Source organism: Clostridium sp. J1101437_171009_A5 (assembly GCF_015547905.1).
GTDB classification, from domain to species: Bacteria; Bacillota; Clostridia; order Oscillospirales; family Oscillospiraceae; genus Pseudoflavonifractor_A; species Pseudoflavonifractor_A gallinarum.
On the sequence record NZ_JADMVY010000011.1, the window covers coordinates 116,194 to 131,992 of the forward strand.

A 15,799-nucleotide genomic window follows, 5' to 3' on the forward strand; every position below is an offset into this window, starting at 1 on the left:
TATCCTCCTTTTTTATCATGAAAAACATATATTACAGACCAATTGCGGCATACGCCTGAAGCATCTGCTCCTTGGAAAGGCAGCCTGCCCCATAAAAGGGATTCCAATCCTCCGGACAGTGTTCCATTCCGCGGACAACAATGGATGCCAGTGCGGCTACTTTGCGTCCCAGTACCTCCAACTCAATCTGTCCGGTTGGATCGTCCAGGACCTTTTGGTTTTTGGACCATACGGAGGCTCCGTTGTAAAAGAGCACACCTCCGCCGACCACATTCGTTCCCCCGCTTTGCAGCAAGGCGTTCATAGCGGCAAGCGCTGTGTCCTGTCCGCCGTTTCGGCGGCCGCCGACGGCAATGGTACCGCCGATCCGCAGCCCGGCGGCGGCTTTTTCTTCCGGACCGCCTCCGCCCGGCCGCATTCGGGCAATAAAGTTGGAGAGAAGACCGGTTGGATTCATCATATAGAGCGGAGAGGCCAGAATGATGCCATCGCAATTGCGATAGTGCTCCAAATAGGAGGGCTGGAAATCATCCTGGAACACCGGACAGTAGGAGAGCTTTTGCTTCCGGCAGGCATTGCAGTTGATACAGCAATGAATTTTTTTCCCGGATAGGTCGATGAGTTCGGTCTCAACACCGGGGATGCTTTTGGCAGCATCCAGACAGTGCTGAAGTGCCTGAAGTGTGGCGCCCTTTCTGGGGCTGGCGCTCACGCCCAAAATACGAACGGTACGCATAGGCCCTACACCCGATCCGGAAGGTTGGAACACTTGCGAATGTGATACGCGCAGCGCTCCAGCATTTCGATCACATGTCCCTCGTTAGCGGTGGTAAAACGACCGTTCTCAAGAACGATTTTGCCATTGATCACCACGGTGTGGATGTTCTCTTCTCCACTGGCGTAGACCAGGCTGGAGATGGGATCTGCCACAGGGGCAGACTTCAGTGTGCGAGGATTGTAGAAGAAAAAGTCGGCGCGTTTTCCGGGGACAAGCTCACCGATATCGTCTCGGCAGAGGGCACGGGCACCGCCCTTGCAGGCGATTTCCAGCGTCTCGGATGCAGTCAGAACGCGGGCGTCCAGCGCGTTTACCTTCTGGAGCAGGTTTGCAATTTTGATGGTTTCCAGCATATCCTGGGAGTCGTTGCTGCCGGCGCCGTCTACGCCAAGGCTGACGCAGATTCCGTGGTCCAGGAATGTGCGCACCGGAGAAATGCCGGAGGCCAAAATCATGTTGGACACCGGGTTGTGGGATACCTTCACGTCATAGCGCTGGAAGATAGCAAAGTCCTCTGGATGCATTTTTACGCAGTGTGCCAGAACACAGCGAGGTCCGAAGAACGACTGCTTTTCCAGATAGGGAACGCTTCTTTCGCCGCATTTTGCCACCAGGTATTCATCGTCATCCACGGTTTCCACCAGATGCTGGGTATATGGGACGTTCAGAGTCTCGGCGCACTCGCGGATCTCGCGCAAATAACCATTCTGGTAATCCGGTTCATCCAGAATGCCGGGAATACCGGGCGCAATCAACGCCACATCCAACCGCGCGGGATCTTCCATTTGACTGTGAATGTTGGAGACGTTCCGGAAATACTCCTTTGGCGTTTCCGGCGGGACCTTGGACAGACCCAGATAATCGCCCTTGTACTGGATGCGGCCGACATAGCCCCGGATCCCACAATCCCGGAATGCCTGACAGACCGCATCAAACTGACCGATGTGGGAATGGCAGTATTGGAAGTCTAATGTAGTGGTAATTCCGCTGTGGATGCTCTCCATACAGCCTGCCAGGGCAGCATAGTAGATGGCCTCCTCATCGATATACGGAGTCATCTGCCGAATGGTATTCTCCAGCCAGTCCCAGAGCAGACGTTCTTTTCCGAGCCCTTTGGTCAGAACTTGGAACAGATGGTCATGCGTGTTGACGAAGCCGGGACACACGTACATACCGGAGGCATCCAGGATGCGTGCCGGATCATATTGCGCAAGCAGGTCCTGTTCCTCACCCACTGCCAATATGACCCCGCGGTCGATGGCAATGCCTTTTGACCGCTCAGGGAGATCAGAATGGCCCGGTTCCAGAATCTTGGCAGAACGGACCATCAAATCGATTTTCTGCATAGTATCGCTCCTTGCTGAAAAGATGTGGATATACTGTGTTCCATGCAGCATATAGCAACATCCTGGAGCGAGGAAAATATCTTTTACTGCTCTCGATCAGAACCAATCGGATGATTCAGCCAGGGTTGAAAGAGCATTTCTTCGGATTTCGTAATATCCTCCAGCGAATGGGTCAGCCGATTGGCCACCAGGTAATTCAGTACATTGTATAGGGCGATCAGAGAAGTGAGGGATAACATGGCACTTCTCGTCTGATATTGAAATACGTAATCAAACTCTTTTGGCGGAGTTTGCATAAAAGATTCGGAATCGGTGAACCAGACTGTTTTGCATCCGCGCTTGCGTGCGTACTCCAGCATTTCTACCGCAAAACCCTTGCCGTAGCTGAATGCGCTTACGCCAAGTAAAATGTCGTCACTTCCCCACCACTTCAAAATATCATGCGAATTATTTACACCGGGAGTAAGAAGAACGACGTTGTCGCGCATTTCGTTAAAGAAAATAGAGGGGATCATATTGCAGCCGATTCCGGTTCTGGATGCAACAAAGCCGACGTGTTTGGCTTTGACGATGTGGTCGGCAACTTCTTCTAAAGCGGAGAAAGAAGTATTTTGGAAGGTGGCCTGGATGTTTTCCATGTCCTGCTTTATGATTTTCCAGGCGTTTTCTTTCATATCGCCCAATTCATCCTGCCGCCACTTCTGGAGACTTCCGGACAAGCTGACCCGCTCTTCGACCTCTTTCCGAATCGCATTTTGCATGTCTTTGTAGGAGGAAAAACCAAGCGATTTAATGAATTTTACGATCTGTGCATTGCTTACACCCAGCTGCTCTGCAATGCTGGAGGCGGTGCAGTAGGCGACGATATCCATGTTCTCATTGATATAATCGGCCACCAAGCGCTTTCCGGGACTCAGTTCTGGATATTTTTCTTTTAAAAGACTTGAAATAGTCATAAATATACTCCGAACAATTCATAAAACTGTAGGTCATTTTTTTTGACACAGGTAAAAAAATATTTACATCACAACGGTATTATAAGTGCAATGCGAACGCCTGTCAATAAGTGGCCGCAAAAATTTAAAAAAATATTGTTGCATACAGACAAAAAGAAGGGATGAGAAAAAGGAGTAAGTGATATTTTTTACAAAAAGATATTGACAGTAAAAATATTTTTATTTATAATAAAAGTCAATAAAATATTTTTTACTATTGGTTCCATGCAGCTTGCGGAGTGACATCCAGCAAACGCATTCTATAAATATACAATATCGGGGAGGGAGATAAGAGCAGGTAGCAGTTCTCTCGGGGTATATATCGTAGCGTAGGCAACCGAAGATATGAAAGAGATTGAGGTGTTAAATAATGAAAAGAAACACTCGGCGCATCGCTTCCGCGTTCATTGCCCTTTCAATGCTTGGTTCGTTAAGTGCTTGTGGCGGTAACCCTTCTTCTGAGAATCAGCCGGCAGCCGGCGGTGGGGAACAGGATAAGAGTACCATTGTTTTCGCTTGCAGAGCAGAGCCCCCGACCCTTGATACAATGAATCAGAACTATATGATGACCTGTGTTTCCACACTTCTCACCCACAACTGTCTGGTCAGAGTCAGCGACGATCTGACACCCGAACCGGACCTGGCAAAAAGCTGGGAGACGGTCAGCGACACGGAGTGGATCTTCCACCTGAATGAGGGCGTCAAGTTCCATGATGGGAGCGACATGACCGCCGATGATGTGGTTGCCACCTTGCAGCTGGCAGCAACTGTTCCCCAGTCCCAGCAGTATGTTGAAAAGATTACAAATGTGGAGGCCGTGGACGATTATACGGTGAAGATCACCACGGATGGTCCCTGCTCCAGCCTGCTCATGGATCTGACCAACCAGCAGGTTGCCATCCTGAGCAAGGATGATATTGATGCGGGCGTTGATTTTAATACTCATATCAACGGAACCGGACCGTATGAATTTGTGGAATATGTCTCTGGTGATAAGCTCGAATATAAGGCCAACGAGAACTACTTCAACGCGGAGGAAAAGGCCACGATCGAGCACATGGTCTGGCGCTTCATTCCGGAAGGCTCCGCGCGTACCATTGCCTTTGAAGCGGGCGAAGTGGACTACCTCTATGACCTGGATACGGTCGATGTGGAAAAGCTGAAGGCAAACCCCAATGTTAGTGTTCTGGAGCAGGACAGTGTAGCTCTGAAATATTTGTTGCTGAACAACGAGAAGGAGCCCTTCAACAATGAGCTGTTCCGAAAGGCCATCTCCGCAGCCATCGATCGGGAGAGCATTATCCAGGTTACCATGAACGGTTTTGCAAAGAGCGTCATTTCCTGTGCGCCTCAGGGTTATCAGTCCTCGACGGATGAGAATGCCGTGGGCTATGATTTGGAGAAGGCGAAGCAATATCTGGAGGAATCCGGAGTAGATCCCTCCACCGTGGAGATGCCGCTGGTCTGTGCATCCGATGAGGACCTGAGAACCGGTGCGATTATTCAGGCCAACCTGGCAGAACTGGGTATCAATGTGGAGCTGGTTTCTATGGATGGTGCCACTTGGATTTCCAGCTACAACAGCGGTGATTATACCGCCGGTCTGACCCAGCTCGCACAGCGTACCATGCAGCAGTGGCTCACGACGATTTATCATTCCAAATTTATTAACGCTACAAACGGCGCCCGGGTAAATGATCCGAAGGTAGACGAATATCTGGATCTCGCCGCAATCACGCTGGATGAAGAAGAGAACAACGAAATCCTGCGTGAATGTGTGGCGCACCTGAATGATCTGTGCCCTGTTGTTCCTCTGTTTGCCCAGACCTATGTAAAAGCATATGACAGCGGCCTGGAAGGTGCCAATTGTAATGCAACCGGAGCAGCCTATTATCATTTACTGAGTTGGAAGTAATGCTCTGATGCAATCACGATGATAAGCGGGCCCTGCGGGAGCAACTCCGCAGGGCCCGTGTCACTCCATGGACAGGAGGGAATATTGGGATGCTTAAATACACGATAAAGCGGATTATATCACTGATTCCGGTCATTATTGGTGCCACACTGATTGTCTATGTCATCCTGAGTATGGCAGATGGCGACCCGGCCCGCATTATTTTAGGAGAGGACGCCACACCGGAACGGGTGGCTGAGCTGCGGGAAGAGATGGGATTGAACGACCCTGTTTTGGTGCAGTATGGACGGTATATGCTGAACCTCTTGCATGGTGACATGGGAGTGTCTTACCGCACGGGGGCGCCTGTGGTCACTGAAATTGCCGCCCGGCTGCCCAACACGATCCGCCTTGCACTGGTGGCCAGTGTGGTCAGTATTGTTTTGGCCATTCCGCTGGGCATTATTGCGGCAATCAAACAGAACTCTATTTTTGATGGGATCTGTATGGTTGTGTCACTCATCGGTGTTTCCATGCCATCCTTCTGGCTCGGACTGCTGCTGATCCTGCTGTTTTCGCTGCGGCTGGAATGGCTGCCGTCGTTTGGCGCGGATCAGTGGAAGTGTATCATCCTGCCATCTTTTGCGCTTGCAGTGGCCTCCATGGCATCTGTGGCAAGAACGATGCGCTCATCCATGCTGGAAGTGATCCGTCAGGATTACATCCGCACCGCGCGCAGCAAGGGCCTGTCAGAGGGAACGGTCATCCGGCGCCACGCACTGCGAAATGCCATGATTCCGACGATGACGAGCATTGGACTTCAGACTGGAATCCTGCTCTCGGGATCTGTCTTGGTCGAGACCGTATTTTCTTGGCCGGGCATTGGCCGTCTGATGATCACCTCGATTCAGCAGCGCGATATTCCTACCGTGGTAGGATGTATCATTATTTTTGCCATTTGTTTCTCAATCGTCAATTTGATTGTGGACCTGCTTTATGGACTGGTTGATCCACGCATGAAGTCGCAGTACGCATAAGGAGGGATACACATGGCAAAAAAGAATCCTGCCCAACCGGTGACCTTGCAGCCGGATTTGAGGAAAAAGAATCGGAGCCAGATGTCGTTGGCTATGCGGCGTCTGATGAAAAATAAGACGGCAATCTTAGGACTTATTATTATCATCTCGCTGATTTTGCTGGCTCTTTTTGCAGATGTTCTCTTTGACTATGATGAAGTGGTCATTAAACAAAATATTGCGGAAATGCGTCAGCCGCCCTCTCTGGCCCATCCCTTTGGCACGGATGAGCTGGGACGAGATATTCTGGCCCGCGTCGTGCATGGCACCAGAGTCTCGCTCTCCATTGGCTTTACCTCCACATTGCTGGCATCGCTGATCGGCGGAACCATTGGCGCAGTTTCGGGCTATTTTGGCAAACGGGTCGATATGATTATTTCCCGTATTATGGACATGCTCCTGGCCATCCCCGGCACACTCCTGGCAATTGCCATTGTGGCGGTGCTTGGCACATCGGTCACCAATCTCATTATGGCAATGGTGATATCCAGCATTCCAAAGTTTGCGCGTATTACACGTGGAGCCGTACTGACCGTCAAAGATGTGGAATACATCGAAGCGGCGCGGGCAATCGGCGCGACGGACCGTACCATTATTTTAAGCCATGTGATTCCCAATTGTATGGCTCCCATCCTGGTAGAGATGACACTCAACATCTCCTTTGCAATTTTGACCATCTCCGGCCTGAGTTTTCTGGGCCTGGGCGTGGAACAGCCCAGACCTGAGTGGGGCGCCATGCTCTCCAGCAGCCGGACCTATATCCGGGATTACAGCTATATGGCGCTCTTCCCCGGTCTGGCCATTATGGTGACCATCCTGGCATTCAACCTGCTGGGAGACGGTTTGCGGGACGCTCTGGATCCCAGACTGAAGTAAGGAGTGGTACGCATGAGTGAACAGACATCCCTTGCATTGGATATTCAAAATTTGACGGTTGAATTTCACACCATGGATGATGTGGTGCATGCGGTCAATGGACTGGATCTATCCATCAAAAAAGGTCAGACGTTGGGACTGGTGGGTGAAACCGGAGCAGGCAAGACTACGACGGCGCTCTCGGTGCTGCGCCTGCTGGCCAAACCGGCCGGACGGATTATATCCGGAAGCATCCTCCTGGATGGAGAGGATATTTTAAACAAGACCGAGCAGGAAATGGGAAAAATTCGAGGACAGCAGGTGTCCATGATTTTTCAGGACCCCATGACTTCGCTCAACCCGGTCAGAACCGTTGAGGAGCAGATCGCGGAGGTCATCCAGCACCACAAAAAGCTGGATAAAAAGGCTTCCCTGGTAGAAGCGCGTAAGATGCTGGAGACCGTGGGCATTCCGGGAGAGCGCGGTGAGGAATATCCCCACCAGTTTTCCGGCGGGATGAAGCAGCGCGTGGTCATTGCCATGGCGCTGGCATGCAGTCCGCAGTTGCTGATTGCGGACGAGCCCACCACAGCATTGGACGTAACCATCCAGGCTCAGGTCCTGGAGATGATGCGCGGACTCAAAAAGCAGTATAATATGTCCATGCTGATGATCACGCATGACCTTGGCATTGTGGCAGAGACCTGCGATGAAGTTGCGATCATCTATGCCGGACAAGTAGTGGAGCGCGGAACGCTGGAAGACATCTTCCTGCATACCCGTCATCCCTATACCAAGGGACTTTTTGATTCACTTCCGAATCTAGAAGACCGAAAGGCGCGGCTCAAGCCCATCCCGGGGCTGATGCCGGACCCCGCCCATTTGCCGGAGGGGTGCCCATTTGCCCCGCGCTGTGCCTATGCCACGGAACAGTGTCAGAAGGAAAAACCCTGTCGAACCTATCGAACCGCGGACCACTATGTGGAATGTCATCTTTATAATGAGCAGAACATTCAAGAGCAAAGGCTGGTGAATGAAGCATGAGCAAAGCAGCCCCTTTGCTGCAGGTCAATCACCTGAGCAAGTATTTTAAAACGCCAAAAGGAGTGCTCCATGCAGTAGATGATGTCACCTTTACCCTGGAGGAAGGAAAGACGCTCGGAGTGGTGGGAGAGTCCGGATGCGGCAAATCTACGATGGGACGTACCATCCTGCGCCTGCTGGAGCCCACATCCGGCGAGGTCCTCTTTGATGGACAGGACATCAGCAAGCTGAAAAAGCAGGAAATGCGAGCCATGCGGACAAATATGCAGATGATTTTCCAGGACCCGTTCTCTTCTCTGGATCCGCGAAAGTCCGTCAGCCAGACCATTATGGAGCCGCTGCGCCTGCATAAGCTGGTCAAGGAAAAAGATGCGTGCATGGACCGCGTGATGGAGTTAATGAAGACGGTTGGCCTGGCAGAGCGGCTTGCCAATGCCTATCCCCATGAACTGGACGGTGGCCGGCGGCAGCGAATCGGGATTGCCCGGGCGCTGGCGGTCAATCCGCGGTTTATTGTGTGTGACGAGCCGGTTTCCGCGCTTGACGTCTCCATTCAGGCCCAGATCCTCAATTTGATGAAGGATTTGCAGGAAAAAATTGGACTCACATACATGTTCATTACCCATGACCTGTCGGTGGTGAATCATTTTTCCGATGATATTGTCGTGATGTATTTGGGACAGTTGGTGGAGAAAGCGCCTTCCGAGACGCTGTTTGCACACCCCACACATCCATATACAAAAGCGCTGCTGAGTGCCATTCCCATCCCCAAGATCGGGGGAAGCCGGGAGCGGATTCTCCTGCAAGGAGAAATTACCTCTCCGATCGATCCCCCCAAAGCGTGCCGCTTTGCAAATCGTTGCCCCCATGCCACCGAACAGTGCCACGCAGAGGAGCCTAAGCTCAAAGAAATTGAGCCCAATCATTTTGTGGCATGTTTTATGGTATAGAATCAAATTGGAAGATTCGTTTTTTCGATATACCATAAATGATACGAAAGATAAGGATAGAAAGAGAGGACTGCTGGCATGCAGTCCTCTTTTCCTGTGTAAAATAGTGTGCAGTTTCCTTCTCTGTTTATGGAGTGTGACAGCCTATATGCGAAATGTGACATATGATACACGGAACGGGTACCCGCTGCGAGAGCAAGAGAAAATCCCGGTGCTCTGCATTGCAGGGCACCGGGATTTTTGGTGGAGCGTCCGCAACCAACGATGAACACCCTTCGCAGTTGGTCAGGTCACCCTCAAGCCCCTCCTCGATCTCGTCCAGCAGGATGTCATCAATTGTGATTGGTGTGTCGCTGCCGTTCAAAATCAAGGTGAACCGGTCATCATACAAATATATCGCCCGGAGGAAAATATTGATGATCCCACGCTTGATGTTCTCGTCATTCTTGTCTCCTTGCCTGAGCGAGTAGAGATAGGCTCTAACCTGTGGTGCTGTCAAAGTCACCTGCTTTGCCATCTCGACAGCCAACTGTGCTTGCAGTTCCTCTTTTTCGTGCTGGCGTTTTTCAATCCGCTCAGTGATCATGTCGGCGGCCTGTCCCCGCTCCAGTGCCTTCCAGAGATTTTCAATGGCAGTGTCTGCTTCCTGGATGGCAGCTTTGATGCGTTTGATGGATGCTGTGTCCTGGTTGGATTCACAGACCTCGGATACCGAAGCTGCGATCCGCTCAATGTTGCTGTCTGTCAGCAACTTGCGGCACTCCAGCACAACACGATCCTCGATTTTCTCTTTACTGATGACCTTCTTTTTGCATTTACGCCGTTTGAAATTATTGCAGGCATAGTAGTGATAGGTCTTGCCGGATTTTCCTGTACCACCGTAACCGGTCATCATCTCCCGGCAGTAGCCACAGAACAGCTTTGTGGTGAGCAGATACTCTTCCCGCCCTCTGGCTCGGGCAGGTGCTTTTTTGTTGCGATCAAGGATATAGTGGACACGCTCAAACAGCTCATCTTCGATGATACGAGGCATACCGCCCGGCGTTTCCTGGCCTTTGTAGAGGTAATACCCGATGTAACGCCGGTTGTTCAAAATGCGGTGGACGCTGTTTTTATTAAAGGGTTTGCCAAGGGAAGTCGTGAGCTTTCTACGGTTCAAATCACGAATAATGTCTGCAACTGTTTCTCCACTGGCATACCGTTCAAAAATCTCCCGGACAATCTTTGCTTCTTCCTCATCCACATAGTACCGACGTTCGGAATCCACCTTATAGCCCAAACCAGGATTGCTGCCATTGGCCAAACACTTTTGCGCATTAATCTCCATGCCCCGGCGAATCTTTTGGGAAAGCTCCGCTGAGTAGTATTCAGCCATACTTTCCAGAACACCTTCCACCAAAATGCCGCTGGCATCATCGCTGATGTTTTCCCGCGCGGAGATCACTCGCACACCGTTCTTTTTCAGTTTTGCCTTGTTGATGGCACTGTCATATCGGTTGCGGGCAAAACGGTCAAGCTGGTAAACCAGAACACCCTCAAAGGTATGCTTGTCACTGTCGGCAATCATCCGCTGGAACTCGGCGCGACTGTCGGTGGTTCCGCTCTGGGCACGGTCGATGTACTCCCCGACAACGAGATAGCCATTGTTTCTGGCATACTCATAGCAGGTGTGGAGCTGTCCCTCAATAGATTGCTCGGTCTGGCTGTGGCTGGAGTAGCGGGCGTAGATAACAACATTCATTGTTTCGCCTCCCCAAGCATTTGCAGCAGTGTTTCCTTGAGTCGTGCATTCATAGGAGAGGCGGGGTCAAAGCACATCTCCACAAACTTCTGCATTTTGGGGTCATTCTGCTGGATTTTAGGCTTGTACTCATACAGCTTTCCCTGAGGATTATCCGTGCGCCCAAAGATATAGTCCATGGATACATCGAAATAATCCGCATACCGGGTAAGCGTTTCAAATGTCGGCGAAGCCTGGTTAAGCTCATAACGGTTCAGGCTGGATTGCTTGACACCGACAATCTCAGCCATCTTTACTTGAGATAGTTTGACACTTTCCCGCAGAAACCGCAACCTTTCAGCTACTTCTTTCAAGAGATACACCCCCTATTTGACAGCTTCATTATATCAGATAGCAGGTTAATCTTCAACCCTATATTAGCATAATTTAAAGGAAGAAATAGCGGTATCTCATAATCTTCGAACTCCATATCTTGATCCAAGCACATTGTAGCAAGCAATGCGTGTGGATAGCCACACACAAATCCGGCAAGCAATGCGAGTGTTAATACACGCTCACATTTTCTGCCGTCTGCTTGTTGAGGGCAGCGCCCCCAAGCCCCTTTTGAACACAGAATTTCATTCTGTGGCTGCGCGTTCTGCGAACGCTCTTATCTGGAATTTTCCCTGGCATAGAAGCGATGCTATCTAATGCTATTGCGTAAAACACTTACCTATAGCACAGCATTATCTATCCACATCTCGCACTGGCTCATTACAATCTGTACCGCTTCCTCCATGATATTTCCTCCTAAGCATCTCGCCAACTGGGATCATTAAAAGGTAATGTGTGATCAATGAATTCTTTATATTATCTCCATCAATTTCTTATTAAACTTCAGCCATTCTTGACCGTCCTCAAAAGTCGGAAGGACGGTTTTTACTCTTGCCCAAAATGCGGGACTATGGTTCTTGTAGGTAATATGACTCAACTCATGTACCACAACATAATCAATCACGGAGATAGGGCACATGATAAGCCTCCACGCAAAATTTAGATTATTCTTTGTGCTGCAAGAACCCCATCGAGCCTTCGCCTCCGATAGTTTTATAGTTCCGGGCGTGACACCCATAACATTCGCATACAGGGCAATTCGCTCTAATATGATCTGCATTGCTTGTTCCTTCAACCAAGCAGTCAGCGCCGCAACATCGTAATTCTTTGGAACAATCAGTTCGTTTCCTGAAATTTCAACCGCATCAACCGCATCTTTAATGATGGCGTAATTGTTGCCGAGATACATAATGCTTTCGCCAGTCTCCACAACAACGAGAGGGTGCTTCTCTCCGAAGACAGCTACCTGCTGTTGTTTTTCATTGATCCAACGTTTTTTCTTTCGGACAAAATCATCTATTACGGAATTTGGCATAAAGGCCGGAGCGCGGACAATGAGGTTGGCCTCATTATCTATTACAAGTGCCACGCTCTTTCTGTCGGAGCGCACTACCTGATATGCTATTCCATGCATCAGTCATCCCTCCCGAAATGCTGATAGCCGAGTTCCATCAGTTTCTGCGCAATATCCTTACGGCGTTTCACGATGTCTGGCACAACCTTCTTAATTTCAGGCGCAATCAGCTGTTTGATAATATATGTGCGTAGTTCCTGCTGCAATGCCACATTATTCCAGAAGTTAACAGCGACCGTTTCCTGCTTGAATCGGTTCAGAATATCATCCGTCAGATTCTTCATCGTGGTCATCTGCTCATCAGACAACTCTTCAAAGGTCTTTTTTCCAAAAAACTCCGTCTTCAAAAGGCCAAGAAACGGCATTTCATGTGTCGCATCATAACCGTAGGTATTTTCCTTCGCCCGACCGGCCTTGATGTCGCGGCGCAGCTGTTCGAGAGCCTTGCGGAGTTCTTCCCAGTTGTTCTTGAACTCCTCCAGAATTTGTTCCAACCGCTCACTCAAGCGAGCATACAATTCTGGGTCTTTCGGCATATTAATGTTGATAAACTCGCGGACAGCATATTTGATTTCTTCGCTAACCGCACGATCACTCTTTTTGCTCTGGCCGCCTTTCAGGAAGTCATCCGAAAGCAAGGAAATGGGGGCAATTTCCATATCCACACCGTTGACTTTGAGGTATTCCTCGATAATGGCTCGGACTTTCTTGCTGGCATCCTTATTGGAGAACCTTGGATTTCTGGTCATCTTTGCTACGGATTCACGAATGAAAGCAAGCGCCTTGTAATCCTCGCTATACTCCAGTGCTGCCGGATTCGGAAGAACACGGTCAAACAAGCGTGACATAACAGAGACCCGTCCATTGAATTCTTCCCGGAGTTCCTCATCAATGCAAAGTTCCTCAATAATGTCGGAGGTCTGCGAAAGTGCGTAACCGACCTTTTCGTTAAGGAACTGGATAATCTCGTTGTACGCCGTATTCAGTGCATCAATATCCTTGGACTTGTCACGAAGGGATGACAAAATCTCATCCCTATCAGCATCAGCATAATCGGCAAGAGCGTCTTTAAGATGGTTTGTGATACCCACATAATCTACCAAGTATCCGCACTTTTTATTTGCTCCGCAAGTGCGGTTCACTCTTGTGATGGCCTGCAGGAGATTATGGTTTGTCAACTTCTTGTCAAGATACATGACCTGCTCAACAGGAGCGTCAAACCCTGTCAGCAGCATGGCGGTAACGATTAGGATGCCGTAATTGCCATCACCACCTTTAAGGCCGGTCTCTCCGAATGGTGCCTTAAAGCCGTCAATGATGAGTTCATTCTCACCCTCATTTGTATACTGTTTCAGGTGCTGATCCTCGTTTGCACCGCCGGACGAGATGATGCAGGCAGTTTTGAGTTTCTTCAGCTGTTCGATATCAATGTGGTTCGGATTGCTGCGTTCCAGCTCTTCTATTTTTTGGGGAAGGAGTGCATCAATCGCTTTCTTATATCGGTATGCCGCTTCTTTACTGACTCCGACGACCTGCGCTTTAAATCCGTTGGTGAAAACTGTATTGATATAATGGTCGAGCATATCAGCAGCTTTTTCGCTTATGACTTCCTGCGCCTCAAGATATCCTCTGACAGTGTACTTGCCAAGGATTTCAAGCTGTTCATCATCTTCGAGATAGCCAAAAACATCGATAAATGCGTGGTTCATGGCATCGTGATCAGTAATCTCGCTGTCCGTTGCACGACCTTCATATTTGATTTCTACGACAATACCGTCTTCCTCGGCTTGTCGCATTGTATAGGTATCAATGTAACCACCGAAGTTATCAACAGTCTTGGTAATCGGAGTCCCCGTAAATGCGACCTTTACCGAGTTAGGCATACTTTTCCACATATTTGCAGCCAATTCAGAGTATTCGGAACGGTGCGCCTCATCGATCATAACCAGAATGCGATCGCTTGTATTGAGAACCGGGAATGTGGAAACTGAAGTTCTCTGTTCCAAAGAGCCGGTTTTCTTACCCTTCTTATCCTTGCTCTTTTCCGCCTCGCCGAATTTGTGAACCATCGCAACCGTAACATCGCTTGCAGTATTCTTGATGAGATCTTTCAGTCCATCGATGCTGCCAGCAATGTTGATGGCATACTTCACGGTCTTCGTGGTCTTGAACATCTGCGTCTGCAGGTCTTTTCTGTCCACGATTAGAACGACCTTGTAGTTGTTTAAATCGAAGGAATTGTACATCTTGCGGATAACAAACATCATGGTGAGCGTTTTGCCCGTACCCTGGGTATGCCAGAGCGTACCGCCTTTTTCTCCCTTATCGGCAGTACGCAGTCGCTCGATAATTTTGGATGCGCCGCGATACTGCATATAGCGGGGAACGAGTTTCACACGGATGCCGTTGTCCTCATCTTTATACGCTATGAAGTTCTGGACAATATCAAGGAGGTGGGATGGTTCAAGCATACCCGCCACAGCAATCTCCTGTGCCGAAGGCTTGCCGTTAGGATTGATATCACGAAGCTTGTATGGATAGGCATCTTTCCACTCCATAAAATGGCTGACACCGCCTGTGATGCTAGAATAGCGGCAATCATGGAAACAGGTGGACATGATAATCTGATTGAAGTAGAACAGTTCCGGCACACCTTCCAGCTCTTCAGCACCTCTGCGGTTCTGGTAACGCATCAGCTGGTCGATGCCTTCTGCCATCGGTTCTGTGATATCTGGCGCCTTGCACTCGATGACCACGAGAGGCAGACCGTTTACAAACAGGACAATATCAGGAATGATATACTCCTCTTTGCCGGGAATGCGAACCCTATACTGGCTGATGGCAAGGAAGTCGTTATCAGTAGCGTTGGGACCGTCATAGGCATCCACATCCCTCCAGTCGATAAGACGTACAGGACAGTTTATCTCGCCACTTTCTTCGTTGTCGGCAGACAGCCCTTCCGTAATGCGGTCATAAACTTCCTCGTTGTTTTCAAGAATCTGCCGAAGTGGATGAGGATAGTTCTGAACCTGAACACAGAGATCGTCGACCTGGACATCGTTCAGCCACGGATTCAGACGCTTCAGGGCAGCTTTCAGGCGCGACACGATAACGACCTCCGAGAAGGACTCCCGGAAACTCTTCTGAGGATCATGCTTTTCGCTGTCATCCAGTTGGACGACTGTCCATCCCAACTGTTTTAGTTGTTCAAGCAGGGGAGTCTCCACATACATCAATTCAGATGGTCTTCCTGCCATAAACGCCGCCTCCTTATATCATAGTCACATCTACTAAACCAGACAGTAAATCATGCATCATTCCAGCTTTGATACTTTCCATCTTGTTATAGTACTGTACTTCTCGTTCTATTTTCTCATCTACTATCCGCAGTTTTTCTACAACTGCTTCTTGTTCCTGCATACTCAACACTGGAACTTTTATTTCAAGAATATTTTTCAAAGGCAACTTTGCTTGAACCTCGCCAACTGTTCCACTCGCAATTTCTTTCTGCCCGTACTCCGATTTGAGAAAATAGTATAAAAACTCAGGACTATAGCCTTTGATGTTTGCAATTTTGGCACAATTTTCTGTTAAGTTAGGGCTTACTGAACAGTGGGAAAAAGCTCGGAAACCATTGAAAATACTAGGAAAAACAGGGGTAATGCGGTAAAAT

General features: G+C 49.4%; 13 protein-coding genes. 5 read left to right on the forward strand and 8 right to left on the reverse strand.

Features of this window, described 5'->3' with window-relative positions:
• Nucleotides 1-31: 31 nt before the first annotated feature.
• The 3 genes from I2C21_RS14170 to I2C21_RS14180 all read right to left on the reverse strand — a co-directional run bounded on the left by I2C21_RS14170 (nucleotide 32) and on the right by I2C21_RS14180 (nucleotide 3,080).
• A complete protein-coding gene (locus tag I2C21_RS14170) occupies nucleotides 32-736 on the reverse strand; it encodes a flavodoxin family protein (protein ID WP_195279553.1) in 705 nt (234 codons plus the stop codon).
• Between the two features lie 5 nt (nucleotides 737-741).
• The gene (locus I2C21_RS14175) at nucleotides 742-2,124 is read right to left on the reverse strand and encodes an amidohydrolase family protein (protein ID WP_195279554.1); all 1,383 of its coding nucleotides are present in this window, start codon (nucleotides 2,122-2,124) and stop codon (nucleotides 742-744) included.
• Between the two features lie 83 nt (nucleotides 2,125-2,207).
• Nucleotides 2,208-3,080 carry a MurR/RpiR family transcriptional regulator gene (locus I2C21_RS14180; RefSeq protein WP_195279555.1) on the reverse strand — a complete coding sequence of 291 codons (873 nt, stop codon included), beginning with the start codon at nucleotides 3,078-3,080 and terminating at the stop codon, nucleotides 2,208-2,210.
• A gap of 586 nt (nucleotides 3,081-3,666) precedes the next feature.
• Between I2C21_RS14180 and I2C21_RS14185 the strand changes: the two genes are divergently transcribed.
• From I2C21_RS14185 to I2C21_RS14205, 5 genes are all read left to right on the forward strand, one after another.
• On the forward strand, nucleotides 3,667-5,034 hold the full coding sequence (locus tag I2C21_RS14185; RefSeq protein ID WP_195279556.1) for an ABC transporter substrate-binding protein: 1,368 nt from the start codon (nucleotides 3,667-3,669) through the stop codon (nucleotides 5,032-5,034).
• An 89-nt stretch (nucleotides 5,035-5,123) separates the two neighbouring features.
• On the forward strand, nucleotides 5,124-6,050 hold the full coding sequence (locus I2C21_RS14190; RefSeq protein WP_186963038.1) for an ABC transporter permease: 927 nt from the start codon (nucleotides 5,124-5,126) through the stop codon (nucleotides 6,048-6,050).
• Nucleotides 6,051-6,062: 12 nt separating this feature from the next.
• Nucleotides 6,063-6,965 (forward strand): ABC transporter permease, encoded by a 903-nt coding sequence (locus I2C21_RS14195; RefSeq protein ID WP_186963037.1) that lies wholly within the window; start codon nucleotides 6,063-6,065, stop codon nucleotides 6,963-6,965.
• A 12-nt stretch (nucleotides 6,966-6,977) separates the two neighbouring features.
• Nucleotides 6,978-7,988: an ABC transporter ATP-binding protein gene (locus tag I2C21_RS14200; RefSeq protein ID WP_195279557.1), complete on the forward strand. Its 1,011-nt coding sequence runs from the start codon at nucleotides 6,978-6,980 to the stop codon at nucleotides 7,986-7,988.
• The gene (locus tag I2C21_RS14205; protein ID WP_186963036.1) at nucleotides 7,985-8,938 is read left to right on the forward strand and encodes an ABC transporter ATP-binding protein; all 954 of its coding nucleotides are present in this window, start codon (nucleotides 7,985-7,987) and stop codon (nucleotides 8,936-8,938) included. The genes I2C21_RS14200 and I2C21_RS14205 overlap by 4 nt, the downstream gene beginning before the upstream one ends.
• Nucleotides 8,939-9,065: 127 nt before the next feature.
• Here the strand turns inward: I2C21_RS14205 and I2C21_RS14210 are convergent, their stop codons facing one another.
• The 5 genes from I2C21_RS14210 to I2C21_RS14230 all read right to left on the reverse strand — a co-directional run.
• On the reverse strand, nucleotides 9,066-10,679 hold the full coding sequence (locus I2C21_RS14210) for a recombinase family protein (protein WP_195279558.1): 1,614 nt from the start codon (nucleotides 10,677-10,679) through the stop codon (nucleotides 9,066-9,068).
• The gene (locus I2C21_RS14215) at nucleotides 10,676-11,032 is read right to left on the reverse strand and encodes a helix-turn-helix domain-containing protein (RefSeq protein ID WP_195279559.1); all 357 of its coding nucleotides are present in this window, start codon (nucleotides 11,030-11,032) and stop codon (nucleotides 10,676-10,678) included. Before I2C21_RS14215 ends, I2C21_RS14210 begins: the two co-directional genes overlap by 4 nt.
• A 491-nt stretch (nucleotides 11,033-11,523) precedes the next feature.
• Complete coding sequence (locus tag I2C21_RS14220; RefSeq protein ID WP_195279560.1) at nucleotides 11,524-12,186, reverse strand: M48 family metallopeptidase; 663 nt, start codon at nucleotides 12,184-12,186, stop codon at nucleotides 11,524-11,526.
• Nucleotides 12,186-15,383 carry a type I restriction endonuclease subunit R gene (locus I2C21_RS14225; protein ID WP_195279561.1) on the reverse strand — a complete coding sequence of 1,066 codons (3,198 nt, stop codon included), beginning with the start codon at nucleotides 15,381-15,383 and terminating at the stop codon, nucleotides 12,186-12,188. The genes I2C21_RS14220 and I2C21_RS14225 overlap by 1 nt, the downstream gene beginning before the upstream one ends.
• Nucleotides 15,384-15,396: 13 nt before the next feature.
• Nucleotides 15,397-15,799: restriction endonuclease subunit S (locus I2C21_RS14230; RefSeq protein WP_195279562.1), on the reverse strand; the 403-nt coding region annotated here is incomplete at its 5' end.